Origin of the sequence: Klebsiella sp. CN_Kp113 (genome assembly GCF_040064585.1) — a bacterium.
In the GTDB taxonomy this organism is placed as follows: Bacteria; Pseudomonadota; Gammaproteobacteria; order Enterobacterales; family Enterobacteriaceae; genus Klebsiella; species Klebsiella michiganensis.
This window is the reverse complement of record NZ_JBEAID010000073.1, coordinates 20,882-46,548: the sequence shown is the minus strand read 5'-3', so window position 1 is coordinate 46,548 and position 25,667 is coordinate 20,882. Positions and strand designations below refer to the sequence as shown.

The 25,667-nt window shown below is 55.6% G+C and carries 24 protein-coding genes and 1 tRNA gene; 8 read left to right on the top strand and 17 right to left on the bottom strand.

Going from position 1 to position 25,667, the window contains the following annotated elements; all coding sequences use genetic code 11:
- Nucleotides 1–26 precede the first annotated feature (26 nt).
- The 3 genes from truA to pdxB all read right to left on the bottom strand — a co-directional run bounded on the left by truA (nt 27) and on the right by pdxB (nt 3,051).
- Nucleotides 27–839 carry a tRNA pseudouridine(38-40) synthase TruA gene (gene truA, locus ABLV30_RS28680; RefSeq protein WP_064374504.1) on the bottom strand — a complete coding sequence of 271 codons (813 nt, stop codon included), beginning with the start codon at nt 837–839 and terminating at the stop codon, nt 27–29.
- The gene (locus tag ABLV30_RS28675) at nt 839–1,852 is read right to left on the bottom strand and encodes an aspartate-semialdehyde dehydrogenase (protein WP_004852895.1); all 1,014 of its coding nucleotides are present in this window, start codon (nt 1,850–1,852) and stop codon (nt 839–841) included. The genes truA and ABLV30_RS28675 overlap by 1 nt, the downstream gene beginning before the upstream one ends.
- A 62-nt stretch (nt 1,853–1,914) precedes the next feature.
- Nucleotides 1,915–3,051 carry a 4-phosphoerythronate dehydrogenase PdxB gene (gene pdxB, locus ABLV30_RS28670; protein ID WP_047723153.1) on the bottom strand — a complete coding sequence of 379 codons (1,137 nt, stop codon included), beginning with the start codon at nt 3,049–3,051 and terminating at the stop codon, nt 1,915–1,917.
- A 123-nt stretch (nt 3,052–3,174) separates the two neighbouring features.
- Between pdxB and flk the strand changes: the two genes are divergently transcribed.
- The gene (gene flk, locus ABLV30_RS28665) at nt 3,175–4,134 is read left to right on the top strand and encodes a flagella biosynthesis regulator Flk (RefSeq protein WP_049069319.1); all 960 of its coding nucleotides are present in this window, start codon (nt 3,175–3,177) and stop codon (nt 4,132–4,134) included.
- 42 nt (nt 4,135–4,176) lie between these two features.
- Here flk and ABLV30_RS28660 read toward each other — a convergent pair whose 3' ends face one another.
- Entirely contained in the window at nt 4,177–5,352 is a 1,176-nt protein-coding gene (locus ABLV30_RS28660) for an MFS transporter (RefSeq protein WP_064391564.1), read from the bottom strand.
- A gap of 204 nt (nt 5,353–5,556) precedes the next feature.
- Entirely contained in the window at nt 5,557–6,774 is a 1,218-nt protein-coding gene (fabB, locus tag ABLV30_RS28655) for a beta-ketoacyl-ACP synthase I (RefSeq protein WP_014230276.1), read from the bottom strand.
- A 158-nt stretch (nt 6,775–6,932) separates the two neighbouring features.
- On the opposite strand from fabB, the gene mnmC reads away from it, so the two are divergent.
- A complete protein-coding gene (mnmC, locus tag ABLV30_RS28650) occupies nt 6,933–8,921 on the top strand; it encodes a bifunctional tRNA (5-methylaminomethyl-2-thiouridine)(34)-methyltransferase MnmD/FAD-dependent 5-carboxymethylaminomethyl-2-thiouridine(34) oxidoreductase MnmC (protein ID WP_064357953.1) in 1,989 nt (662 codons plus the stop codon).
- Nucleotides 8,922–8,975: 54 nt separating this feature from the next.
- Here the strand turns inward: mnmC and ABLV30_RS28645 are convergent, their stop codons facing one another.
- Genes ABLV30_RS28645 through prmB form a run of 6 tightly spaced genes read right to left on the bottom strand, consistent with a single transcriptional unit; the run spans nt 8,976 to nt 13,526 of the window.
- Nucleotides 8,976–9,254, bottom strand: coding sequence for a YfcL family protein (locus ABLV30_RS28645; protein WP_014230278.1), 279 nt, complete (start codon nt 9,252–9,254; stop codon nt 8,976–8,978).
- Nucleotides 9,255–9,285: 31 nt separating this feature from the next.
- Nucleotides 9,286–9,834, bottom strand: coding sequence for an elongation factor P hydroxylase (locus ABLV30_RS28640; RefSeq protein ID WP_014230279.1), 549 nt, complete (start codon nt 9,832–9,834; stop codon nt 9,286–9,288).
- On the bottom strand, nt 9,834–10,643 hold the full coding sequence (locus ABLV30_RS28635) for a sulfite exporter TauE/SafE family protein (RefSeq protein WP_014230280.1): 810 nt from the start codon (nt 10,641–10,643) through the stop codon (nt 9,834–9,836). The genes ABLV30_RS28640 and ABLV30_RS28635 overlap by 1 nt, the downstream gene beginning before the upstream one ends.
- The gene (gene mepA / locus ABLV30_RS28630; protein ID WP_032750757.1) at nt 10,643–11,467 is read right to left on the bottom strand and encodes a penicillin-insensitive murein endopeptidase; all 825 of its coding nucleotides are present in this window, start codon (nt 11,465–11,467) and stop codon (nt 10,643–10,645) included. The genes ABLV30_RS28635 and mepA overlap by 1 nt, the downstream gene beginning before the upstream one ends.
- Nucleotides 11,468–12,556 carry a chorismate synthase gene (gene aroC / locus ABLV30_RS28625; RefSeq protein WP_102802947.1) on the bottom strand — a complete coding sequence of 363 codons (1,089 nt, stop codon included), beginning with the start codon at nt 12,554–12,556 and terminating at the stop codon, nt 11,468–11,470.
- A 37-nt stretch (nt 12,557–12,593) separates the two neighbouring features.
- Nucleotides 12,594–13,526: a 50S ribosomal protein L3 N(5)-glutamine methyltransferase gene (prmB, locus tag ABLV30_RS28620; protein ID WP_009652591.1), complete on the bottom strand. Its 933-nt coding sequence runs from the start codon at nt 13,524–13,526 to the stop codon at nt 12,594–12,596.
- Nucleotides 13,527–13,693: 167 nt separating this feature from the next.
- Between prmB and smrB the strand changes: the two genes are divergently transcribed.
- Nucleotides 13,694–14,245 carry an endonuclease SmrB gene (smrB, locus tag ABLV30_RS28615; protein ID WP_004123257.1) on the top strand — a complete coding sequence of 184 codons (552 nt, stop codon included), beginning with the start codon at nt 13,694–13,696 and terminating at the stop codon, nt 14,243–14,245.
- A 19-nt stretch (nt 14,246–14,264) separates the two neighbouring features.
- Here the strand turns inward: smrB and sixA are convergent, their stop codons facing one another.
- From sixA to ABLV30_RS28595, 4 genes are all read right to left on the bottom strand, one after another.
- Entirely contained in the window at nt 14,265–14,750 is a 486-nt protein-coding gene (gene sixA / locus ABLV30_RS28610; protein WP_014230284.1) for a phosphohistidine phosphatase SixA, read from the bottom strand.
- Between the two features lie 209 nt (nt 14,751–14,959).
- Nucleotides 14,960–17,104, bottom strand: a complete 2,145-nt coding sequence (gene fadJ, locus ABLV30_RS28605) for a fatty acid oxidation complex subunit alpha FadJ (RefSeq protein ID WP_265801341.1) — start codon at nt 17,102–17,104, stop codon at nt 14,960–14,962.
- The gene (gene fadI / locus ABLV30_RS28600) at nt 17,104–18,414 is read right to left on the bottom strand and encodes an acetyl-CoA C-acyltransferase FadI (RefSeq protein ID WP_025106653.1); all 1,311 of its coding nucleotides are present in this window, start codon (nt 18,412–18,414) and stop codon (nt 17,104–17,106) included. The genes fadJ and fadI overlap by 1 nt, the downstream gene beginning before the upstream one ends.
- 159 nt (nt 18,415–18,573) lie before the next feature.
- On the bottom strand, nt 18,574–18,858 hold the full coding sequence (locus ABLV30_RS28595; RefSeq protein ID WP_014230287.1) for a DUF406 family protein: 285 nt from the start codon (nt 18,856–18,858) through the stop codon (nt 18,574–18,576).
- 371 nt (nt 18,859–19,229) lie between these two features.
- Between ABLV30_RS28595 and fadL the strand changes: the two genes are divergently transcribed.
- A complete protein-coding gene (gene fadL / locus ABLV30_RS28590) occupies nt 19,230–20,594 on the top strand; it encodes a long-chain fatty acid transporter FadL (RefSeq protein ID WP_014839142.1) in 1,365 nt (454 codons plus the stop codon).
- Nucleotides 20,595–20,656: 62 nt separating this feature from the next.
- On the opposite strand, the gene mlaA is transcribed toward fadL, so the two are convergent.
- Nucleotides 20,657–21,418, bottom strand: a complete 762-nt coding sequence (gene mlaA / locus ABLV30_RS28585) for a phospholipid-binding lipoprotein MlaA (RefSeq protein ID WP_014230289.1) — start codon at nt 21,416–21,418, stop codon at nt 20,657–20,659.
- Nucleotides 21,419–21,674: 256 nt separating this feature from the next.
- On the opposite strand from mlaA, the gene ABLV30_RS28580 reads away from it, so the two are divergent.
- On the top strand, nt 21,675–22,571 hold the full coding sequence (locus tag ABLV30_RS28580) for a formate/nitrite transporter family protein (RefSeq protein WP_032694845.1): 897 nt from the start codon (nt 21,675–21,677) through the stop codon (nt 22,569–22,571).
- A gap of 74 nt (nt 22,572–22,645) precedes the next feature.
- Nucleotides 22,646–22,717 (top strand) — tRNA-Arg (locus ABLV30_RS28575).
- An 81-nt stretch (nt 22,718–22,798) separates the two neighbouring features.
- On the opposite strand, the gene ABLV30_RS28570 is transcribed toward ABLV30_RS28575, so the two are convergent.
- Nucleotides 22,799–23,134, bottom strand: a complete 336-nt coding sequence (locus ABLV30_RS28570) for a lysozyme inhibitor LprI family protein (RefSeq protein ID WP_033836713.1) — start codon at nt 23,132–23,134, stop codon at nt 22,799–22,801.
- Nucleotides 23,135–23,804: 670 nt separating this feature from the next.
- On the opposite strand from ABLV30_RS28570, the gene ABLV30_RS28565 reads away from it, so the two are divergent.
- Nucleotides 23,805–24,059, top strand: coding sequence for a hypothetical protein (locus ABLV30_RS28565; protein ID WP_004852922.1), 255 nt, complete (start codon nt 23,805–23,807; stop codon nt 24,057–24,059).
- A 594-nt stretch (nt 24,060–24,653) separates the two neighbouring features.
- Nucleotides 24,654–25,517, top strand: coding sequence for a hypothetical protein (locus ABLV30_RS28560; protein ID WP_265801337.1), 864 nt, complete (start codon nt 24,654–24,656; stop codon nt 25,515–25,517).
- Nucleotides 25,518–25,667 lie beyond the last annotated feature (150 nt).

Genomic DNA, 25,667 nt, shown 5'->3' with positions numbered 1-25,667 from the left:
GTTTGCGTTAGCCCTTAATAACCCGGTTAGTCCGCCAGAAACAGCGGGCCCATCGGCATGACCGGGAGGTCGTAGCGGGCCGGATAGTCCACCGACACCAGATACAATCCTTCCGCCTTTGCCGTTGCGGCGGCAAGCGTCCTGTCTTTTGCCGCCAGAAGTTCTGCAATCCAGCTCTCTGGCTGGTTACCGGCACCTACTTCCATCAGACTGCCGACAATGTTCCTTACCATATGATGTACAAAGGCATTCGCTTTGATGTCCACCACCACATATGCACCATAACGGGTGACGTTAATATGCATCACGTTGCGCCACGGCGTGCGCGACTGGCACTGTACCGCACGAAACGAGGTGAAATCATTCTCTCCCAGCAGACACTGAGCGGCGCGCTGCATCCGCTCCGCATCCAGCGGGAGGTAATAATGGGTTACGCCGCGGCTCAATACCGCCGGCCGCAGACGATGATTATAGATAACATAACGATAGCGACGCGCCGTGGCGCTGAAGCGGGCATGAAAATCCGGTGGAACCGGCTTTACCCAGCGCACCGCAATGTCGCCGGGCAAATTCGCATTTACGCCCAGCGTCCATGCGGCATCCTGACGCTGCGCGCGGGTTTCAAAATGCACGACCTGACCGGTACCGTGAACGCCGGCATCCGTACGGCCCGCGCAAAAAACGTTAACAGGCTCGTTCGCTACCTGCGAGAGCGCCTTTTCCAGCTTCTCCTGTACGCTGCGGACTTCGTTCTGCCGCTGCCAGCCGTAGTACTTGCTGCCATCGTATTCGATGCCCAGCGCGATTTTGTAGACCGGCGGCTGCTCCATCTCAGACATCAGTACAAATACTCCTGAACCAGCTTCTCAGCGATTTTCACCGCCATCAGCGCGCCGCCAAAACGGACGTTATCGGCGACGGACCAGAACTGCACCTGCTCAGGCATACCGTAGTCGTTATGCACGCAGCCGACGGAGAGGCGGGCGTTACCGGAAGCATCGCCGACCTGCGTCGGGAACTCGCCCTCTTCGGACAGTTCGATATCTTCGCCAAGGCTAAAGGCATCGCGCGCTTCTTCGGCGGCCAGCGGACGCTGCGCTTCAAAACTCACCATCTGCGCATGGCCGTAAAACACCGGCGACTGAACGACGTTTGCGGAGATCATCAGGCCATCATCCTGCAGGATTTTGCGGACCTCATCGACGATACGGCGCTCTTCACGCACGCTTCCTTCACGATCGGGCAGCAGCGGCAGCATATTGAACGCCAGCTGACGACCGAAGAAATCATCTTCGTCGATCGGAATACCGTTAAGCAATTTGGCGCTCTGCCCCGCGAGGGCATCGACCGCTTTTTTACCGTGAGCGGAAGCGGAAAGCAGGCTGGTCACGCTGATACGCGCCAGGCCGCCCCGATCGATCAACGGTTTCAACGCCGACAGCAGCTGGCTGGTCAGGCTATTCGCGACCGAGATAACGTTGCGATTGCGGTAATCCGCCAGTACGAACGGGTTAACATCCGGCACCACCAGCGGCACGTCCGGCTCCAGCGCAAACAGACCGCTTAAATCAATCACCAGGCAGCCCGCGTTAGTGGCGTCTTCGATATACGCGGCGGAGGCCTCTACACCGGCGGCAAAAAAGGCCAGCTGGGCCTGGGTCCAGTCAAATTCCGCCGCATCCTGAACGATAACCGACTTGCCCGAAAAACGCAGATGTTCACCGGCGCTATCGCTACGCGCCAGCGCATAAATATCCCCCACCGGGAACTGACGATCGGCAAGCGTTTCGAACAGGGCTTCGCCTACGGCGCCCGTTGCGCCCAGTACGGCAATATTCCAGCCTTCAGACATGGTGGTGTACTCCAGAAAAAAGCGGCCCTGCCGGATTATCCAGCAGGAGCATTAAGATGATATTAACGAACAGGATGATGAACGGCGTTAAAGCCCAGCTGGCGCAACAGCGTCGCCGCCTGCGCATCGCTGCACTGTACGTACAGCGAAGACCATTCACGGCGTTCCTGATAATTTTTGCGCAGTTTGTCGAACTCGCCCGCAGCGCCCGCGACTTTTCGCAGCGGCGCATCATCGCGGCGCACATCATACACCAAATGCGCCAGCCGTTTTAGCGTTGCCTGATCGAGCGGCCCGTGCAGCGTAATGCGGCCAAACTCCGGCGCCGGTAGCAACGTGTCCAGCGCCACCTGCTGTGGATGACCAATAAACGCGCTGTAGGCCTCAAAAACCTGCGTCGTACCGCGCGCTTTGCCTTCAAGGGTATAGCCGGCAATATGCGGCGTACCAATATCCACCCGCTTGAGCAATTCGGTATTCAGATCCGGCTCCGGCTCCCAGACATCCAGCACCACGCTTAATGCCTGCCCGGCCTGCAGCTGCTGCAGCAGCGCGGCGTTATCCACCACCGGACCACGGCAGGCGTTGATTAAAATCGTCCCCGGCTTCAGGCGGCGAATCAGCGCCTCATCCGCTAGGTGCAGCGTCTTGTACTGCCCTTCCTTATAGAGCGGGGTATGGAACGTCAAAATGTCCGCGTCCTGCACCAGCTCGTCAAGAGAGCGGAAATCCCCCTCGTCGCCGCGATCGGCGCGCGGCGGATCGCAGAGCAGCGTTTTGATTCCCAGCGCCTCAAGGCGTTTTTGCAGACGCCCGCCCACGTTGCCGACGCCCACGATCCCGACGGTACGGTCGGCCAGCGCAAAACCGTCACGCTCGGCCAGCATGAGCAGCGCGGAAAACACATATTCCACCACCGCGATAGCGTTGCAGCCCGGCGCCGCGGAAAAACCGATTCCCGCCTGCTGTAGCCACGCCTGATCGACATGATCGGTACCCGCCGTCGCGGTGCCAACAAATTTGATCGCTTTGCCAGAAAGTAGCGCTTCGTTAACTTTGGTGACGGATCGCACCATCAGCGCATCGGCGTCATTTAGCGCTTCAACCGGGACAGGGCGACCTGCAACGGCCTTCACTTCCCCCAGGCGGCTAAAAAGCTCGCGCGCATAGGGCATATTTTCATCAACGAGGATTTTCACGGTTCAGTACCTGTCTGAGAGCGAGAGTAAACCGGGGAAGTGTGCCATAATCTGCCCGCCAGGAACATCACCACCCGGCCCTTAGTACAGTAATTTAGTACAGCAATACGCAAAGGATTAATCATGACGCAACCCGTTTCAGGTATGTCCGATCGCCCTCCGGGCTCAGGCGAACCTCCGCTCACCACTCAGCAGCGTACCGCGCTTGAGCGGCTCATTACGCGCCTGGTGGCTTTAACATCCCAGCAAAACGCGGAAGTGTGGGCCTGCGTAAAACACGATCTGAGCCTGAAAAACGACGCGCCGCTGCTGGCAAGCCATTTTGCCGCCGCCGAGAACAGCCTGAACCAGCGCCTAATCCTCGCCCAGCAAAATCATCACCGTCGGCAAATCCTGGCGCAGCTGAGCGAGCTGCTGAATCAGGGCAACAATCGCCAGGCGGTCAGCGATTATATTCGTCAGCATGACGGTCAAACCGCCCTGCATGCCTTGTCCCAGCCGCAGCTGGAGAATGTTCTGCAGCTCCTGCAAAGCGGCCAGCTCTCGATTCCTCAGCCGCAGCAGCGCCCGCCAACGCATCGTCCGCTGCTGCCCGCGGAGCACAACACGCTCAATCAGCAGGTGACCAAACTCGCGGCGGCCACCGGCGAGTCCAGCAAGCTTATCTGGCAATCCATGCTGGAGCTAAGCGGCGTCAAGAGCGGAGAGCTGATCCCGGCGACCCACTTCACTCCCCTCTCGTACTGGCTACATGCGCGGCAAACGCTCAGTTCGCAGGCTGCGCCGACGCTGACCTCGCTGCAGGCCGCATTAAAACAGCCGCTTGAAGCCGCGGAATGGCAAAGAGTGATGGATTTTGCCCAAACCCACTGGCACGCGACGGCGCAAACGCCGCTCAGCGCGGCGCAGCTGCTGACGCTGCTCAACAAAATTTTCGTGCTCAGGGTCGCCAGAGCCCAGGAGACGCTGGCGATCCCGCCGGTTCAGGCGCCTCCCGCCTCACCGTGGCTGGCATTGAAAAAACCGTGGGTTATCGCGCTGGCAGCTATCGTGGTGCTTGCCCTGCTGTGGCTGGTGATTTAAGGAGATATCATCGGCCCGCATGCCGCCGGGCCGAATGAAGCGCTACTTACGCAGCGACACCTGGCTAACCAGGATCCCCAGCACGGCGCATATTGCCGCGGCCAGGAAGACGGATGAGTAGCCCAACGACGTCGCCAGCAGCCCGGTAAGCGGGCCGGTGACGCCGTAAGAGATATCCTGAAACGCGGCATAGCCGCCAAGCGCCGTTCCTCGTACCTGCGGCGGTACCCGCTTCACGACCTCGACGCCCAGCGCCGGGAAGATAAGCGAGCATCCGCAGCCGGTGAGCGCCGCCCCCGCCAGCGCGATCCAGGCATTGGGCGCCTGCCAGAGCAGCGCCAGGCCTATCGCTTCAATCAGCAGCGAAACGATGGCCACTTTCACCCCGCCGAAGCGGTCCGGCATCCAGCCAAACAGTACGCGCATCAGGACAAACGCCCCGCCAAACGCGGTCAGCGTAAAACCGGCCATCGCCCAGCCGTTGCTGGCGAAATACAAAGAGACAAATGTGCCAATTACCGCGAAGCCAACGCCCTGAAGGCCAAGACCGATACCGGGCCGCCAGATCATTCCCACCACGCTCCACAGCGACGGCCGCTCGCCGCCGTGAGCAGGAATTTTACGCACCGTGCCGTTAATCGCCCAGGCCACTAACGGCAGCACCATGGTGACGCAGGCTAGCGCCGCGACGCCGTAATGGCTGTAGATCAGCAGCCCCAGCGGCGCCCCGGCCGCCAGAGAGCCGTATATCGCCATACCGTTCCACGACATGACTTTACCGGAACGCATGGGCCCCACCAGCCCCATCCCCCAGCTTAAATTACCGGTGAGCAGCTGGCTTTCACCAAAACCCAGGATCAGACGGCCAAGCACCAGCAGGCTAAACTTCGCCATGACCGGCACCGGCAGCAGCGCGGCGCACAGCCAGGCGCCCCCCGCCAGCGCGCAGGCCAACATCCCCTGCAGGACAGAGCGTTTGGCGCCGTACTGATCGGCAAGGCGGCCGGCATAGCCGCGGGTTAATACGGTCGCCAGAAACTGGATACCGACGGCGACGCCAACCATGGTATTGCCAAATCCCAGTTCCTGATGGACAAACAAAGGGATAACCGGTAGCGGCAGGCCGACGGTCATATAGGTGAGAAAAACGGCGAACGTGATCCGAAACAGCGAACCATTCGCTGAAGGAGTGCGTTTTGTTTCAGTGACTGCGGACATGCTTTACTCCAGTTCGCAGAGTAAGGCGAGGTGAGACCACGCCCTCTCCACCTGATTATCAGGGTTAAGGCGCGTTGGATGACGTTAAACGCTTACGCATTATCTGAGAGAATAATGTTGTGCCAGGAGTTTGCCTTTTCTCCCGGGGGTCTGTCAAGAATACAAAAAAGGGAGCCCGTTGGCTCCCCTTGTAAAGCGTGTTCGTTATGCGCGGTATTTGCGCATGACCAGCGTGGCGTTAGTCCCGCCAAAGCCGAAGCTGTTAGACATCACGGTCGTCAGCGCGCGTTCGGTCGGCTCGGTCACGATATTCAGGCCGGCTGCCTGCTCGTCCATCTCTTCGATGTTGATGCTCGGCGCAATAAAGCCGTGTTCCAGCATCAGCAGGGAGTAGATAGCTTCCTGTACGCCAGCGGCGCCCAGGGAGTGGCCGGTCATCGCTTTGGTCGCGGAGATCGCCGGGCTGTTATCACCGAAGACTTCACGAATCGCCCCCAGCTCCTTCACATCGCCTACCGGGGTAGAAGTACCGTGGGAGTTCAGGTAGTCAATCGGCGTATCAACGCCGTCCATCGCCATCTTCATGCAGCGAACCGCGCCTTCACCGGACGGGGCAACCATGTCTGCGCCATCGGACGTTGCGCCGTAGCCAACGATTTCAGCATAGATGTGCGCGCCGCGCGCCAGAGCATGTTCCAGCTCTTCAACCACAACCATACCGCCGCCGCCCGCGATAACGAAACCATCACGGTGGGTGTCATAGGTACGAGACGCTTTTTCTGGCGTTTCGTTGTATTTGGTGGACAGCGCGCCCATCGCGTCGAATTCACACGCCATTTCCCAGCACAGCTCTTCGCCGCCGCCGGCAAACACGATGTCCTGTTTGCCCAGCTGGATTTGTTCAACAGCGTTACCGATGCAGTGTGCGGAAGTCGCACAGGCGGAGCTGATGGAGTAGTTCACGCCGTAGATTTTGAACGGTGTTGCAAGGCAAGCGGATACCGCGGACGCCATCGCTTTGGTCACCACGTAGGGGCCAACCGCTTTCAGACCGCGCGGGCTGCGCATTGCATCAGCGCCGAAAACCTGAGATTTAGAAGAACCGCCAGAACCGGCAATCAGGCCCACGCGCGGGTTTTGCTGATAGACTTCATCTTTCAGGCCAGCATCTTCAATTGCCTGCTGCATGGAAAGATAGGAATAGATAGAGGCATCGTTCATGAAACGAACCACTTTACGGTCGATCAAGCCGGTGGTGTCCAGTTTGACGTTGCCCCATACGTGGCTGCGCATTCCTGAATCTTTAAACTCTTCAGAGAAAGTGATCCCGGAGCGTCCTTCACGCAGAGATGCCAGGACTTCCTGCTGGTTATTACCAATACTGGAAACGATGCCCAGGCCAGTAATCACTGCACGTTTCATTCAATACCTCTGTAAGTCGCACTATATTAAGTTTCGAGTCGCACAATAGCGTACACTTGTACGCCGAACAAGTCCGATCAGCCAATTTGTGTATAAATTTGCGCCCTCAGGCACACATCGTTAAGATCGTTCTACGCCTTGTGATTCGAGTAACTTACGTGAAACAAAACGCCATACAACCCGCCAACCTGGAATTCAACGCTGAGGGTACACCTGTTTCCCGAGATTTTGACGATGTCTACTTTTCCAATGACAACGGTCTGGAAGAGACGCGCTACGTTTTCCTCGACGGAAACCAGCTCAGGGAACGCTTCCCTGAGCATGCACGTCCGTTCTTTGTGGTTGCCGAAAGCGGGTTCGGTACCGGCCTGAATTTCCTCACGCTGTGGCAGGCGTTTGACGTTTTTCACCGCGATAATCCAGAAGCTACCCTGCAAAGATTACATTTCATCAGTTTCGAAAAATTTCCGCTGAAAGCGGAGGACCTGCGCCTTGCCCACCAGCGCTGGCCGGAGCTTGCAACCTGGGCCGAGCAGCTGCAGGCGCAGTGGCCTCTGCCCATCGCGGGCTGCCATCGTCTGCTGCTGGATGAAGGGCGGGTCACGCTGGATTTGTGGTTTGGCGATATTAATGAACTGACCAACGAGCTCGATGATTCGCTTAATCAGCAGGTGGACGCCTGGTTTCTTGATGGCTTTGCCCCGGCAAAAAACCCGGACATGTGGACGGCGGAGCTGTTTGCGGCGATGGCTCGTCTGGCAAGACCCGGCGGTACCCTGGCCACATTCACCTCCGCCGGCTTTGTGCGCCGCGGCCTGCAGGAGGCCGGTTTCAGCATGCAGAAGCGCAAGGGTTTTGGCCGCAAGCGCGAAATGCTGACCGGCGAAATGCGTGAAACGCCGGAGATCCCCGCGCGCGCGCCGTGGTTTGCCCGCAGCGGTACGGAACAGCGCGATGCCGCGATTATCGGCGGGGGGATCGCCAGCGCCCTGCTCGCGCTGGCGCTGCTGCGCCGCGGATGGCAGGTAACGTTATACTGCGCCGACAGCGCGCCGGCTGAAGGCGCATCCGGAAACCGCCAGGGCGCGCTCTATCCGCTGCTCAGCCAGCACGATCCCGCCCTGGCCCGCTTCTTCCCGGCGGCATTTACTTTCGCCCGCCGCGTGTATGACGCTCTGCCGGTGATGTTCGATCATGACTGGTGCGGCGTGACGCAGCTGGGCTGGGATACGAAAAGCGCGCAGAAAATCGCCCAGATGATTGCGCTTAACCTGCCGCCGGAAATCGCCGTCGCCGTGGATGCCCGAACCACTGCGCAACAAACCGGTGTGGAAACCGGCTGCGGGGGCATCGCCTATCCTGCCGGCGGCTGGCTTTGTCCGCAGCAGTTAACCGCTGAACTGCTGGCCCTCGCCGCCACTCGCGGATTGCGCGTGCGCTACGATTATCCGGTCACGGATCTCAGCGCAGACAACAACGGCTGGCAATTAAACCAGCGGCAGTACCACGAGGTCGTGGTGCTGGCCAACGGCCATCAGCTGACCCGCTTTAGCCAGACGGAGCATCTTCCCATGTATCCGGTTGCCGGTCAGGTTAGCCATATTCCGACGACGCCAGGGCTATCGAAATTGCGCCAGGTCCTGTGCTACAACGGCTACCTGACGCCGCAAAACCCGCATAATCAGCAACACTGCATTGGCGCAAGCTACCACCGCGGACAGGCAGAGGCCGCGTTTAGCGCCGAGGATCAGCAGCAGAATCGCCAGCGCCTGATTGACTGTTTCCCGCAGGCGGAATGGACGCGGGAGGTAGACGTGAGCGCTAATCAGGCCCGCAGCGGCGTGCGCTGCGCAACCCGCGATCATTTGCCGATGGTCGGCAGCGTACCTGATTATGAGGCCACCTTACGCGAATATGCCTCTCTGGCTGAACGTCAGGAGCAGGCCGGAGAAGCGCCGGTTTACCGCAACCTGTATATGCTGGGCGCGCTGGGGTCGCGCGGCCTGTGCTCCGCGCCGCTGGCGGCTGAAATTCTGGCGTCGCAAATGAGCAATGAGCCATTACCTATGGATAAAGAAACGCTGGCGGCGCTGAATCCTAACAGGCTGTGGGTAAGAAAACTGCTGAAAGGGAAAGCGGTGAAATAATTGCGGGAAATAGAGCCCGGCTGAGCGAATGCCGGGCTTTGGCGGAGGGCAGAACTATTTCTGCATCGCCTTCTGGTACAAACTGTTCCACATTTCCTGCACCAGAACCTGATCCGGCGGCGACAGTTCGCCCGCGCTGATGGCTTTTTCCAGGCTCCGGGATACCTTGTCATGTACCGCTTGCGCAGTATGCTCGCCCTCTCCTTCCAGCTCGGCCACCGCCAGCGTCAGGTGGCCGCGCAGATAACCGCCGGCAAACAGTTCGTCATCACTGGCGTGGTCGACCATATCATCAATTAACGCCAGAATGCGTGATTCAAACTCCGCGATCATCTTCTTTCCTCATAGTATGTAAAGTGTGGCCTTAGTGCAGGTCTTCCGGCCACGGGAACTGTTCTGCCGTCAAGGGCGGCGTTTGGTAATATTCTTGCAGCGCCTGAATGAAACGCGCGGGACGCTCAGGGATCCCCTGCTCCAGATAGGTCATCACCTGGGCATGCACGCGCCGCTGAAAAGCGATCCGGTCGGGCTCAAAATCCCCTTCCAGGTTGTCGCAGCTGACGTTAAATGGGTATCCCGCCGCCACGCAAAACAGCCAGTCAAACGCCTGAGGCTTCACCTCAACGTCTTCAAATTGAGACTGGGTCATCGCGTCGCGACCGTCCGGGCAGTACCAGTAACCGAAATCTACCAGCTCACGTCGCGCCTTCCCGGCAATGCACCAATGCGATATCTCGTGCAGTCCGCTGGCGTAAAAGCCGTGGGCAAAGACGATACGGTTGTAAGGCACGTCATCATCTGCCGGAAGATAGATCGGTTCGTCATCGCCTTTAATCAGACGGGTATTAAAATCTTCAGCAAAACAGCCGTCGAAGATTTCGATCAGCTGTTCATATTTATGCGTGCTGTTCATTAGTTCATCCCCAGCCACTGGAGGAACTCCTGTCCATGGCTGTCATAAAGCAGTTTTGCACTCATCACCGCCGACACCACGACGATCATCGGTCGAATCAGTGACTGTCCTTTGCTCAGCACCAGCCGCGATCCCGCGCGGGCGCCGATAAATTGCCCGGCCAGCATCACAAAGCCGGTAGCCCATATCACCTTGCCGCCAATAATAAACAACAGCAGGCCGCCAACGTTAGACGTCGCGTTAAGCAATTTTGCATGCGCGGTCGATTTCGCCAGATTGAACCCCGCGAGGGTGACGAAAGCCAGCGCGTAAAAAGATCCGGCGCCCGGACCAAAGAAACCGTCGTAAAAACCGACGCAGCCACCAGCCACCAAGGCAAACGGCAGACCGTACAGACGTCGCTGCCGGTCCTCTTCGCCGAGCTTCGGCATCAGCAGAAAATAGAGGCCAATGCCGATAACCAGGATTGGCAGTATCTGCTTGAGAATATCGGACTGGACGTGCTGGACCAGCAGCGCGCCGCCCGTCGAGCCGAGAAAGGTCATCAGAATATTGAGCTTCTGGTCGGCCAGATTCACCACCTTGCGGCGGATGAAATAAAGCGAGGCGGACAGCGACCCGCCGCAGGCCTGCAGCTTATTCGTTGCCAGCGCCTGCGCAGGGGGAAGACCCGCCGCCATCAGGGCCGGGACGGTCAATAACCCGCCGCCGCCCGCCAGTGAATCGATAAATCCCGCCAGAATGGCCACGAAGAACAGTACGACCAGTACCGTCGGTGACACCATAAAAACGTCGATAAAACTATCCATTAAAGAATATGCTCATCCAGTAGCGCCTGGCAGGAAGGCGGCAGCGGAGGCGGCGTCTTCTTCACAGGAGGGGTTGATCCTGGCTTAGGGGGTTCAAACCAGCTTTGCAATTCCGCACCGCAGCCATCGCCCGCCGGAGGCGGGGCCTGGTCTTCACACTCGAGGCTGCCGGCCGGGCAGCGCAGGCGCACGTGCATATGCGCTCGGTGCTGGAACCATGGGCGAACTTTGCGTAGCCAGTCGCGATCGCTACCGGCATCCAGGCACAGCTGCTGCTTAATCGCCGGGTTGACGAAAATACGCGTAACGTCGCTATCTTGCGCCGCCATCTTAATCAGCTGGCTGATTTGCGGGCTCCACAGCGACGGCACTACGCGTTTGCCGTCGCGGGCCACCAGGTCCAGCGCCTGCGGCTTCAGCAGCTGAGCTGAACTCCAGCGCGCCTGCGGCAGCTGAAGAAAAATATCGACGTCCAGTCCGGACTGATGGCTGGCGTGGCCGCCGTTAAAGCGTCCACCGGCCGGCATACCCATGTCGCCAATCAGCACCGTTCCCATGCCTTTATTGTGCGCCTGATTGCTCAGACGCTGAATAAACTGCACGAGGTCCGGATGGCCGAAGTAGCGGTTCTGATCGGTACGCATCACCTGATAGCCGGTGGCGTTTAACGGCAGCGCCTGCGCGCCAACTATACAGCCATTGGCAAACGCGCCGATGGACTGCGGGCTGCCGCTAACGGGCTGCGTGATTTTCTGCCACGGCGTCGCCGCCAGGCTGGTACCGCTGGCGAGGAGCGCCAGCAGTGCGATAACGGTGTTTTTCATCTATGACCAGCGTGGAATTGATGTCGTCACGTCGCCATTTTGCGCGCGCTGACGCATAAAGTGATCCATTAACACGATCGCCAGCATCGCTTCGGCAATAGGTACCGCACGAATACCGACGCAAGGATCGTGACGCCCTTTGGTGATCATCTCAACTTCTTCGCCAAAGCGATTGATCGTGTGACCCGGGACGGTGATGCTGGAGGTCGGCTTCAGCGCGATATTCGCCACGATCTGCTGACCGCTGCTAATGCCGCCGAGAATGCCGCCCGCGTGGTTGCTCTGGAAGCCCGCTTTGGTAATTTCATCGCGGTTTTCGCTGCCGCGCAGCTTCACCACCTCAAAACCATCGCCAATTTCCACGCCCTTCACCGCATTGATGCTCATCAGCGCGTGCGCGATATCGGCATCGAGACGGTCGAATACCGGCTCGCCCAGTCCCGGCGGTACGCCATCGGCCACCACGGTGACCTTCGCCCCGATGGAGTCGCCCTCTTTTTTCAGGCCGCGCATCAGTTCATCAAGCGCTTCGATTTTGTCCGGATCCGGGCAGAAGAACGGGTTCTGCTCTACCTGATCCCACGCTTTTATCGCCAGCGGGATATCGCCCATCTGGGTCATGCAACCGCGAATCACAATACCAAATTTCGCGGCGAGGAATTTCTTGGCAATCGCCCCTGCGGCCACGCGCATGGCGGTTTCACGCGCAGAGGAACGACCGCCGCCGCGATAGTCGCGCAGGCCATATTTCTGCTCGTAGGTGTAGTCAGCGTGTCCCGGGCGGAAAACGTCCTTAATGGCGCCGTAGTCCTGAGAACGCTGGTCGGTATTCTCAATCAGCAGGCCAATGCTGGTCCCGGTGGTCACCCCCTCGAATACGCCGGAAAGGATCTTCACCTGGTCCGGCTCGCGGCGCTGGGTGGTATAGCGTGAGGTTCCCGGACGACGGCGATCGAGATCGTGCTGGAGATCGGCTTCGGTTAGCGGAATGCCTGGCGGCACGCCGTCAACGATGCAGCCCAGCGCCAGGCCATGCGACTCGCCGAACGTCGTGACGCGAAAGAGTTGTCCAATTGTGTTTCCTGCCATCACGGCTCCGTTTTTGTCGTTATGTTTGCGTGTTGTTTTAGTCTTTATAAATACCGAAATGCGCGCGGGCGGCAATCAGCTGCGGTTTAGTCAGCATAAAGACGCCATCGCCGCCGTTTTCAAACTCCAGCCAGGTAAATGGCACGTCAGGATATTGCTCCATCAGATGTACCATGCTGTTACCGACTTCACAAATCAGGATACCGTCATCGCTGAGATAATCCGGCGCGCAGGCGAGGATCCGGCGGGTTAACTTCAGACCATCGCTACCGGAAGCCAGCCCCAGGACCGGTTCATGGCGATATTCACCCGGCAGGTCGGACATATCTTCTTCATCGACGTACGGCGGATTGGTCACGATCAGATCGTATTGCACCTTCGGCAGATCGCGGAACAGATCGGAGCGAATCGGCGTAACGTTATGAATTAAGCCGTGATCTTCCACGTTCTGCTCGGTAACGGCCAGCGCGTCAGGGGAAATATCCACCGCATCGACTTCCGCTTCCGGGAAAGCGTAAGCGCAGGCGATAGCGATACAGCCGCTGCCGGTGCACATATCAAGGATGTGCTGCGGATAGTGGTCAATCAGGCCGGAAAAATGGTTGTTAATGAGTTCGCCAATCGGCGAGCGCGGTACCAGCACGCGTTCATCGACGTAAAACTCATGGCCGCAGAACCAGGCTTTGTTGGTCAAATAAGCGACCGGAATGCGCTCGTTAATACGACGAATGACGCGCTCAACGATGCGATGTTTTTCGCTGGAAGTCAGACGCGCGGTACGCATATCTTCCGGAATATCAAGCGGCAGATACAGTGAAGGCATCACCAGCTGTACGGCTTCATCCCACGGGTTATCGGTGCCGTGTCCGTACCAGATATTTGCAGCGCTGAAGCGGCTTACCGCCCAACGCAGCATGTCCTGAATGGTATGAAGCTCATTAACGGCTTCATCAACAAAAATTTTATCCACGCTATCCCCCAGGGCACGCTCTGCTATAAATTCGGCGGCTAGTTTGCCACGAAGACGGGGATAAATCAGCATTCTTACGTCAGGCTGAGGGGGAAAAATAGGTTTTCCTTGCCTGGATGCGTGGCGAGTCGGGTAAACTACCGGCAAAGAAAAAATGAGATCAGGTAATGAAAAAGAAAACATCGCTAAGCGAGGAGGATCAGGCATTGTTCCGGCAGCTGATGACCGGCACGCGTCAGATTAAGCAGGACACCATCGTTCATCGCCCGCAGCGTAAAAAAATCGCTGAAGTACCGCCCAAGCGGCTGCTCCAGGAGCAGGCGGATAACAGCCACTATTTTTCCGATGAGTTTCAGCCGCTGCTGAATACCGAAGGGTCGGTTAAGTATGTGCGTTCGGACGTCAGCCATTTTGAGCTGAAAAAACTGCGTCGGGGTGATTATTCGCCGGAGCTGTTTCTCGACCTGCACGGTTTAACCCAGCAGCAGGCCAAGCAGGAACTGGGAGCCTTGATTGCCGCCTGCCGTCGCGAGCACGTATTCTGCGCCTGCGTGATGCACGGGCATGGAAAGCATATTCTCAAACAGCAAACGCCGCTGTGGCTGGCCCAGCACCCGCATATTATGGCGTTTCATCAGGCACCAAAAGAGTACGGCGGAGACGCCGCACTGCTGGTTCTGATTGAAGTTGAAGAGTGGCAACCGCCGGAGCTTCCGTAAACGTCAGCCCCGGAGGGAATCAGATAGCCTTCGCCATCTTCAAATTGCAGGGGCTCATTTGCCAGTTGAATTCGCCTTTGCCGCTGGCATCAAGCGTGACGCAGGCAATCGCCGAAGTGGTGAACATCGGGGGAGTTTCCCCCGGGCACAGCTCTGAGACGAGGTACCCCACCAGAGGGAGGTGAGACACGACCAGCGCCGTCGCCACACCTTCATTCGCCAGCGCCTGCAGATAAGCGCTAACCATGCCAACGTCGCCGCACGGCGTGAGTTCCGGCATCACGTCGACATCTTTTGGCAGATTCATGCACTCCCCAACAATTTCCAGCGTCTGTTCTGCACGCAGGTAGGGACTCACAAGAACCCGCTCAATATCCACTTTTTGACCTTTCAGCCAGGTAGCCATCTGACGAGACTCATCGCAACCGCAGACGGTTAATGGACGAACCGAGTCACTGGCTGCATCGAGGGCAGCGTCGCCGTGACGCATGATAAAAACTTGCATATTGCACCGCTTTTGTTAACCAGAAGCACCGCGGTCTTACCCACGTAGACGATACGCAGGTGACCCGGTGGCCGGGCATTGTGCCTGATCCATTCAACGAATGAAACGCTGTTTTTTACCTCAATGGCGTAAGTATAGTCAACTATTGCTTACAAAATCGCCAAAGCGCAGCGCCGTTCATTACCGGATTTACCTTCTTTGACCACAACTTAGGTCGTACGTTCCTCAGCGGGCCAAAAGGTCGCCCCCTGCTCGGCCATGTGTAACAAAGTGTCACATGGTGTAAAGCGCGGGCCGTACTGAGCAGCCAGGCGCTGCAATATCGCGGCGACCTCCCCCGCTCCCAGGGTATCCATATAGCGGAACGGGCCGCCAAGAAACGGCGGAAAACCAATGCCAAATACGGCGCCGATATCACCATCGCGGGCGCTGCGAACCACTCGCTCATCGAAGCAGCGCGCCGCTTCGTTAAGCATCATCATCACGCAGCGTTCCGCCACCTGCTGCGCGGACAAGCGCGCCTGCGGTGAGGAAATACCCAGTAAAGCGTAGATCGCAGGATCGGGCCGTTTTTTGCTTTTACGCCCTTTTGCCGCATAAAGATAGAAACCCCGGTTATTTTTTCTCCCTTTGCGATCGTCATTCAGAATCGAACTAATGATGTTTGCAGGCGGGCTAAAACGATCTCCCCATGCGGCCTCCAGCACCGGGATAATTTTGGTACCGGTATCGATTCCCACTTCATCAAGGAGCTGAATAGGGCCAACCGGAAAACCGAATTTAACCAAAGCGTTATCAATATGCTCTACCGGCTCGCCTTCCATCAACAGGCGCATGGCTTCATTTATGTAGGGGGCCAGAATGCGGTTAACATAAAAGCCCGCTTTATCGGCGACGACAATCGGCGTTTTACCCTGCAGTTTCGCCAGCTTAACCGCCGTCGCAATTGTTTGCCGATCCGTACCACTATGCGGAATCACCTCCACCAGCGGCATTTTGTCTACCGGGCTAAAGAAGTGAAGCCCGATGACCCGCTGCGGCCTGCTTGCATGCGCCGCGATCTCGCCGATCGGTAAAGACGACGTATTAGAAGCAAAGATCGTCTCCGGGCGGCAGTGCTGTTCAACTTCGCTGACCATCTTCTGCTTGAGCGCAAGATCTTCAAACACCGCTTCGATCACCACATCGCGATGTGCGAATCCCTGATAATCCAGCGAACCGGATATTAACCCCATCTGGCGATCGCGCTCGCTGGCGCGCAGATAGCGGCGACGCACCTGTTTATCGAGCAGCTCCCAGCTGTACTTCAGCGCGTGATTTATCCCGCGCGGCTGGATGTCCTTTATGCGTACCGGTAATCCGCCTTTGCAGGCGGTGACGTAAGCAATACCGCCCCCCATAAGTCCTCCGCCCAGAATGCCCACGCTGCGCAGCGCGACGGGATCAGCATTCGCGCCGCGATCTTTTTTCAGATCGGTGCTGGCGAAAAAAATCGACCGTAGCGCCTGCGATTGCGGCGTCATCGCCAGCTCGCCAAAAGCGCGGGCCTCCCCGGCGTATCCGCTGCTGCAGCCCTGCGCCAGTCCGGTTTCAATCACCTGCAGAATGCGCTCAGTTGCCGGGTAGTTCCCCTGGGTTTTGTGATGCGTCTTTTTCGCGACCAGACGAAACAGCAGGCTGCGGCCAAACGGGCCTGCGAGAATACGTTCGCGCGCCGGAACAGCGCGGCTTGCCGGGCGACCTTTGAGCGCCAGTTCAATCGCGGTTTGCAGCAGGATAGTCTGCGGCACCACCTCATCAACCAGCCCTGCCTTCAGGGCCTGACGCGGGCGAAGCTGCTTACCGGTCAGGATCATCTCCAGCGCGCCGCTGACGCCAATTAATCGTGGTAGACGCTGAGTTCCGCCAGAGCCGGGCAGCAGCCCCAGCTGTACTTCCGGGAGGCCAAGCCGGGTTTTATCGTCATCGCTGCATACCCGCCCGTGGCAGGCCAGCGCCAGTTCAAGGCCGCCGCCCAGGCATGCGCCGTGGATAGCGGCAATCACCGGAATCGACAGACCGTGGATCTCGGCCATGATTTGCTGGCCCTGACGGGCAAGCGCCTCCGCTTCCTGCGCGGAATGGCAGCGGGCAATCATATTGATATCCGCCCCGGCGATAAAGTTATCCGCTTTTGCCGAGATAAACACCGCGCCGCGCAGCTCCTTATTGTCGCGGATCTGGCGGATGATCCCCCGTACCTCGCTGGCGAACTCAGCTTTCAGGGTATTCATTTTTTCACCGGGCGCGTCAATGGTGATGACGGCGATATTGTCCGGGCGAACCTCAAGCGTAAATGCCGATACGGTTTCCATTATTCGGCCTCCAGAACCATCGCTGAACCCAACCCACCCGCCGCGCAGGCGGTGACCAGACCAAATCCGCCGCCGCGCCGCCGCAGTTCATGCAGCGTTTGGGTAATCATCCGCGCGCCGGTGGCGGCAAAGGGATGACCGTAGGCAATCGAGCCGCCAAGCACATTAAATTTGCTCTCGTCCACTTCCCCGGTAGCCTGAGAGCGGCCAAGCACTTCGCGGGCAAAGCGATCGCTGGCCATACATTGCAGGTTGGCCAGCGTTTGCGCGGCAAAAGCTTCATGCATATCAATCAGGGTCAAATCAGCCAGCGTCAGCCCCGCTCTTTCCAGCGCCAGCGGCGTCGACCACGCCGGGCCCAGCAGCATATCCTGGCGAACATCAATCGCGGTGAAAGCGTAGCTTCGCAGATAGCCCAGCGGAACAAGGCCCAGCTCTTTAGCCCGGGATTCGGTCATCAGGATCACCGCCGCCGCCCCATCGGTTAGCGGCGTACTGTTCGCGGCGGTTACGCTCCCGTGTTGACGATCGAAGGCCGGGCGTAACTTTTGGTAATCCGCTAGGGTTGAATTTTTACGAATATTATTATCCTGTTCCAGCGGCTCACGGAACGGCGGCGTGTACGCCGTCATCACTTCTGCCGAGAGCTTACCTTCCTCCCAGGCTCTGGCCGCAAGCTGGTGTGAACGCAGCGCCAGCGCATCCTGCCGTTCGCGCGTGATAGCCCACGTTTTCGCCATCTGCTCGGCGGTATCGCCCATCCGCAGGCCGGTTGAGTATTCGGCAACCGCTGGCGGTACGGGCAGAAGGTCGCGAAAACGCAGCCGAGAAAATAGCTTCAGACGCTGTCCCAGGGTGCGAGCTTTGTTGGCATCAACAAGCGTTCGGGCGAGTTTTTTGCTGACGCCAATAGGTAATACGGAAGAGGAGTCGGCTCCGCCGGCGATACCCGCGCGAATAGTGCCTGCCATCAGGCTTTCCGCGACGTTGGCCACCGCCTGAAAGCTGGTCGCACAGGCGCGGCTGACGCTGTAGGCATCGGTATGCACGCTCATGCCGGTCCCCAGCACAATTTCCCGGGCGATGTTCGGCGCTTCCGGCATCTGCACCACCTGGCCAAATACCAGCTGGTCTATTATGTCCGCGGGGATATTGCTGCGAGCCAGCATTTCGCCGACCACCAGCTTACCTAAATCAACGGCCGGCACGCCGTGAAAAGCCGTCGCCTGTCGGGCAAACGGAGTACGTAAACCGCTGACTATCGCGATACGATCGCCCTGGCGGGTGACTAGCGGTAATGCCTGACTCATAACGCTCCCCTGTTAACCGATAAAACAAAGTGGTCTGACCTGATAACAGTTTTAACTAATATTTTACATTAAGCCAATCGGGGAACCGAAAAAGTGGGAGCCAAAACACATTGATTAGAAAAGGTAACGCCCCTGCCATGAGGGGCATTAAGGGAAGGATTAACGCAAGCCGAGCTGGAAAATCAGGGTTTCAGCTTCACAGCTGAACACGAAATCGATATCCAGCTTCACGCCGCCATCAACGTCGGTAAAGGTCGGGGTGATTTTGCACGGCTCTGATTCAACGTTACGCGCTCTTTCGCTTAATGCGGCGAGCGTTTCTTCGGCTTCGGCACGGTTCGCAAACACGCGGCTATAAGAGGCGGTGCAATCGGTGTTGTCCATAATGGTGCCAACATCCATACAGCAGCAAACCGGGGTTTCATCAGCACTGCATTTACTCATCGTAGATTTCCTCTGTATATGCACTCAAGGTGCCAGACAAATAATGTGCGTATTTTACGCCCCGGGCATGCCTGCCTCCAGTCGTTAATGGCGACAAACGGGATAAGTGACCGAAATCACACTTAAAAATGATCCAAAACAAAAAGCGCCTACTTTGGGTAACAGGTACCCGGGCAAATTTGCCAACTGGATCGCGTTTCTTAGATCACAATTGAAAAAACTTATAAACAAACTTGCAACATATCATCTGGTCAGACCTATACTCAGCGCACTGGTCTGATTTCTCTGTCGTAAAGCAGACCCTACACTTCGCGCTCCTGTTACAGCATGTAACATTGTTTAAATAAAAATAACTCTATGAGGTTATGGGCATGAGCCAGAAAACCCGCCTTACCCAATCTGCCCTTGCAGTGGCTGTAGCACTCGTTTCAACCCAGGCCTGGTCAGCAGGCTTTCAGCTAAACGAATTCTCTTCATCGGGCCTTGGTCGCGCCTATTCAGGTGAAGGCGCTATTGCTGATGATGCGGGAAACGCCAGTCGTAACCCGGCGTTAATCATGATGTTCGACCGTCCAACCTTCTCCGGCGGCGCTATTTTCGTCGATCCTGATGTCAACGTCACCGGTAGTTCAGTTATCGGTAATGACGCCAGTCAGGACAATATTGCGCCTACCGCATGGGTGCCAAATCTGCACTTCGTGGCGCCGATTAACGACCAGTTCGGTTGGGGAGCTTCCCTGACCTCTAACTATGGTTTAGCCACCGAGTTCAACAACGATTTTGCCGCGGGCTCGATGGGCGGTACCACCGATCTCGAAACGCTCAACCTGAACCTGAGCGGTGCTTATCGTCTCAACGACCACTGGAGTTTTGGTCTGGGCTTTGACGCCGTGTACGCTCGAGCAAAATTAGAGCGCTATGCGGGTGATTTACCGGAAATTATCGGCGCACAGCTACCGGGAATGGTGAAAGCCGGCAAACTCTCCCCGGCTCAGGCTGCGGCCATCGGTCAACAGGCCGGCGGTATCAGCCGCGACACCCAAATTGCTCGTCTGAAGGGTGATGAATGGGGCTTTGGCTGGAATGCCGGTATTTTATATGAAGTCGATAAAAACAACCGCTACGGCTTAACCTACCGCTCTGAAGTCAAAGTTGATTTTGACGGGGATTACAAGAGCAGCCTGCCGTCTTCCCTCAACCCCATCAACTCCGCTCTGGGCCTGGGCCTGCCGTACGGCACCGGCGGCTCCACGATTGGCGGTTCTCTGACGTTGAATCTGCCAGAAATGTGGGAAGTATCAGGTTATAACCGCGTGGCGCCAAAATGGGCCGTTCACTACAGCCTGGCATACACCAGCTGGAGCCAGTTCCAGGAGCTGAAAGCGACCAAAACCAGCGGTGGGGAAACGCTGTTCTACAAGGACGAAGGTTTTAAAGATTCCTACCGTATCGCGCTGGGTACGACCTATTACCACGACGATAACTGGACCTTCCGTACCGGTATCGCCTTTGATGATAGCCCGGTCCCGGCTTCCAATCGCTCTATCTCTATTCCGGACCAGGATCGCCTGTGGCTCAGCGCCGGTACGACTTACGCCTTTAATAAAGATGCCTCAGTCGACGTCGGTGTGTCTTATATGCACGGTCAGCACGTTGAATTTACAGAAGGGCCGTATACATTTAAATCAGAAGGTAAAGCCTGGCTGTACGGCGCGAACTTCAACTACCGTTTCTGATAATGTGAAGCCACAAAAAAGGGTGAACATCATGTTCACCCTTTTTACTTTCTACCCGTCGGTTACTGTGAATCGATATCTTTGAGATCGCCCTCAATCGCCTGCGCGTTCGGGTTTTCATTCGGGGAAAGTTTACCGCCGTTGGCGATAAAGTCGTGACGCTGGAAGTAGGCTTCACGCATTAAAATATACGGATCGGAGGACTGACGGAGCAAGCCGTCTGAATCCAGCAGCTGCGCGCGCGTTTCAACGCCCTCAACCATCCATTTGCCGATAGACATCGGCCATGTCAGCCAGGAAAGAACCGGATACAGGTCATCAGCCATATCGCCACCCTCATCACGCAGGGTGAAGCTGCCGTAGAAAGGCAGTTGCACATATGGACCATAGCCGACGCCATAGTGACCCAGCGTGCTACCGAAGCGGGCAGGCTCAACGCGCTGTAGTTTCGGATTCGCCATCCCGGCCACATCAACCAGGCCACCCATACCAAGGATGGTGTTCAGGAAGAAACGCGTAAAATGCACCATTCCTTTATAGGGATCGCCTTTCAGGAAGGAGTTCACCATTACCGCCGGCTCTTCGAGGTTGCTGGTAAAATTACTCAGCCCGTTACGCGCCGGCTGCGGAACGTAATCACGCCACGCCACCGCGACGGGGCGAAGGACATAGGGATCGACAACGTTGAAGTTGAAGTTGAACATGGTACGGTTAAAGCCTTCAAGCGGATCTGAACGCCCCTGCGGCCGATCGCCAGAACTAGAACTGGCGCATCCCACCAGCAATGTGGCGCCAAGCGCAAGCGCCGACAGGCGAAAATTCATAGGTGTCTCCCTGTTAATTTAAGCTATCGCTGGGGGTTATCGGGGGACAGCAGCCTCCATAAAGATATCGCCCGTAAGCATGTGCCTGCTTTCAGCATAGCCTTTTTAGCATCATTGTTGGTGTCCCGATTCTATACACATTTTGCAATTTCCGTATTGCTAATCTTGTCATTGTGAAGAATTTAGGAGCTTATCCGACCCGAACAGCCGAAACCGCTCTAGGATTATAATAAAGACCCGCCGTTGAGGAAAAGTTATGAAACCGCAAACTCACCATGATAATGAGGATGTTGAAGTAGAGAGTGAAGAAAAGCAGAATGGTGAAGAAATTGAGGTTGATGAAGAACGCCTGCCTTCACAGGCGATGGCCACTCATGAAGTGATTCGCCAGGAGGGCGAGAAAGAGCTCGAACGCGATGCCATGGCGCTATTATGGTCAGCGATTGCTGCCGGGCTTTCAATGGGGGCCTCGCTGGTCGCCAAAGGTATCTTCCATGTCCATCTGAACGAACTTCCCGGCGGCTTCTTGCTGGAAAATCTTGGTTATACCTTTGGTTTTGTGATCGTCATTCTCGCTCGCCAACAGCTGTTTACCGAGAACACCGTCACCGCCGTCCTGCCTATCATGCATAAACCCACGCCAGGCAACATCGGCCTGCTGTTACGTTTATGGGGGATTGTGCTGGCAGGTAACTTAATCGGGACCGCTATCGCGGCCTGGGCGTTCGATGTTATGCCTGTGTTCGATGAGCCCACTCGCGAAGCCTTTCTTAAAATTAGCCTGAAGGTCATGCAAAACCCGCCGCTGGAGATGTTTGCCAATGCAATTATCTCCGGTTGGCTGGTCGCCACTATGGTGTGGATGTTTCCTGCCGCAGGTTCTGCAAAGATTGTCGTCATCATTCTGATGACCTGGCTTATCGCCCTCGCGGACACCACGCATATTGTGGTTGGCAGCGTCGAGATTTTCTATCTGGTATTTAACGGGACGCTACCGTGGCAGGAATTTATCTGGCCTTTTGCTCTGCCAACGCTTGCCGGCAACATATGCGGCGGGACCTTTATTTTCGCTTTATTAAGCCATGCCCAGATTCGCAATGACATGAGTCATGAGAAGAAAGCTCGTGCAGCCGAGGAGGCAAAAAAGCGCTAAATGGCTATAGATTAAGCAGTTGGCCCGTACAAGCTTAACGAGCGCCGAAAATAACGCTATAATCCCGGCGCTTCGTCCCCTTAGTTAAATGGATATAACGAGCCCCTCCTAAGGGCTAGTTGCAGGTTCGATTCCTGCAGGGGACACTTTTGAATTATTCACCTCCGTTCACAGCATTCGTTTAATCATCACCACCGCAGAACAACGCCAGCCCCGAAGCAGATGAATCACAGAGGTTTATCGATTCCTGCATAGATCTCATCAAGTTGCTGTAGCCGGTCTTCATATGATTTCGTCAAACAGCGGCTGTCGCTGCCGCATTTCTGCCGGCTATGGAGCCATGTTTTTTGTGCGTCCATCATCTCGCCACGCGTCCCCATTGGAAAAAGCCCCCGCAGAAACTCATACTTCGTCGCCATCGCCACGTCCATATCGTTCAGGCTCCGGTTAGCGCAGATAGCCTTTTCATCCGCCTGCGTCGCTTTCTGACAATCAAAACTCGCGGAGTACCCCGCTACCGGATACAGCACAGCAATAGTCATCAGTACTTCTCTTATCTTCATATGCGCTCCATTTCCGCACTCCCGCCATTTGTGCTACCCGTTTATAACGAGTGCCCCTCGCTACGGAGCCCAGCGTAAGCTTTTGACACACTGACGCTCTGAACTATCCGTGCTGTCGATAATTATAGTTAATCCACCTTAAGGCTCCCATTGGGTGAACCGCGCGCCTTCCGCAATATCTTTTTCCCCGACGCTGATGCGCCCTACAGCCGGGCTGAATTATTGGTCAGAATTGCATCAGAGCGGGTCACGGCATTGCTTGCCAGCGAGGGGGAATATTTTTCTCGCGCAGCGATTTTCATATTTTTGCCTGGCCTGACTTCCCATCAATAAATATAAATTCATTTAAAATCAATGTAATAAATTAAACCCCATCATTCACAGTAGTTATCATTGTTGATTGTTTCCTTGCGTTACGATTCGCAAAACAATGCCGGTAGATAAATCCCTGCCGTCACGTATTCTTGCCGCTGCCGGATGCGCTGAACTGCTGTTCTTTCAGTATCAGCGTTGCTTAAAAGCAGCGCGTCCGGCGGTTTATGGCGGATGAAAGGCTATCTTCTCAGCCATCCGCTTCATATTGCGGCAGGATGTCTGCGACAAGAATCGGGTTCTGTACGGGACTTGCGGACAGCCTGTTGCCTTACCTAAATTGGTTATACGGATAGATATGATGAAAAAACTCGCAATGGCACTGGGTATCTGTGCGCTTATGGCTTGTGGCGCTGCCAGCGCGGCAAATGGTCAGGTCGTTTCAAAGGCTAAGTCAGCCTGCCAGAATAACGCGACGCAGTGCGCCCAGGCTAAGTCCACGGCGAAAGCGGATGCGCAGAAAGAAGCAAAAGCAGCCAAAGACGCCTGTGCTAAAAACCAGGCAGCCTGCGACAACGCAAAAACTGCGGCCAAAAACGCAGTGAAAAAGTAACAACAGTAGGGTGGGGTATAACCCCACCCTACTTTCAAAATATGCTCCCCACCGTACGCCAGCGTGACTCCCGCAGGGCAGATTCTGTTTTGCTTATGGCAGATATAGCAGGATTCTTTTCGCACGAGCCCGCATCAAAACAAGCAGTTACACGATACAGGCCTGACCCATGGCGGCGCTCCCTCGTCTGTCCGATCGCCATTCACATCGGCTAACAGACGTTTTTCGAGCAGGTTTCGCGTTCGATAAATCACCCGCTTATTAATTCACTACCCGCCTCCTGAATTATTAGTAATTCACATAATCACCGCGAATTTAATTCATCAATAAAATAATCAAAAACAATCAATCCGCAGCAAGATGAATGAGCATGCTAATTTTTTAGCAGCGATACATTTAATTATTACAGGAAAGCTGATAGCATACAGGAGAGATAATATCCTGACCGGATTCAACATAGCACTCCGCTATCAACAATTGATATAGAATATCTGTTTTGATAAATATTTTGTATGAATCGAAATCGTCGCAACGTCGATAGAGGTCAATTTAAGAAAACCATAACCCCCTATTTTTCATAAGATGATATAGACCATGGAAAGAAAAGAAAGAAACATATGGAAACTAAACAATCTTCCCCCCCTGGAATACTGTTCAATATCTCGCGCTAAAAAACTATTGAATTGTGAAATAGAAGATCTGCTTCATTGGCATGATATTGGCGCGATAAGCCTGTGCATAAAAGTAGGTAAAACTAACGGAACATTAAAAGGTGCGTTCCAACATGACCAGAGCAGTAATAATCTCTATTTTCTTAACGCCCCCAATATTGATGAGTTGAGCATAAGCGAAAGATCGTGGTCACGGCATTCAAAAATTAACAAAATTTTTAAATTTAATGATAGTGAAGCAAATCAGGAAGCCCAATATGGTATACCTGTTACCCAGCTAAAACTCCGGGTTTCCGTCTCTGGCTTATGGTACTGCCACACGAGAAATTTGATGGAGATCTTAGAAACACCTGAAGACATTATTACTGAGCAGAGGATAAGCATCATATCACCGGCCACCAATGTCCTCTTCTGCCACTTCATACCCGACGAGGATGAGAGGCCAACCATCACGCTGAGTAAGCTTTACATCACGAGTCAGGCGATTGAGAAAATTTATGAACATACCATCAGCAGTCGCCCTCTCGAACTTTCTGAAAAAACCTTACATTTATCTGAGGAGCAAGATATAGCGACGCCCTCAACGATTATGCAAAATAAGTTGCTCATTGAATTTATCAATCACATCATTCAATCCAATCCCCATTTTGGCGATAACATGCTTAACCCGACTGAAAACAAAAAAAGTAAAATATTTAATAGAGCTATGGATAAACTCAGGTCTGAAGGCGTGGTTTCCAGCTACGGCAGCATTAATCTTCCGGCGTCAGAATATACGTTCGAATAATACTTCTTTAATTTAATTAAATCAGAATGAATCATTACAACGCCATAGGTACAGGGCGCGCAATGCAGTAGCAAATGTGAAATGCATTTCAATATGAATTCAGAGATGAATCTGGCTTCATAATAAAATCGTTCTCTATAAACGCTCCTG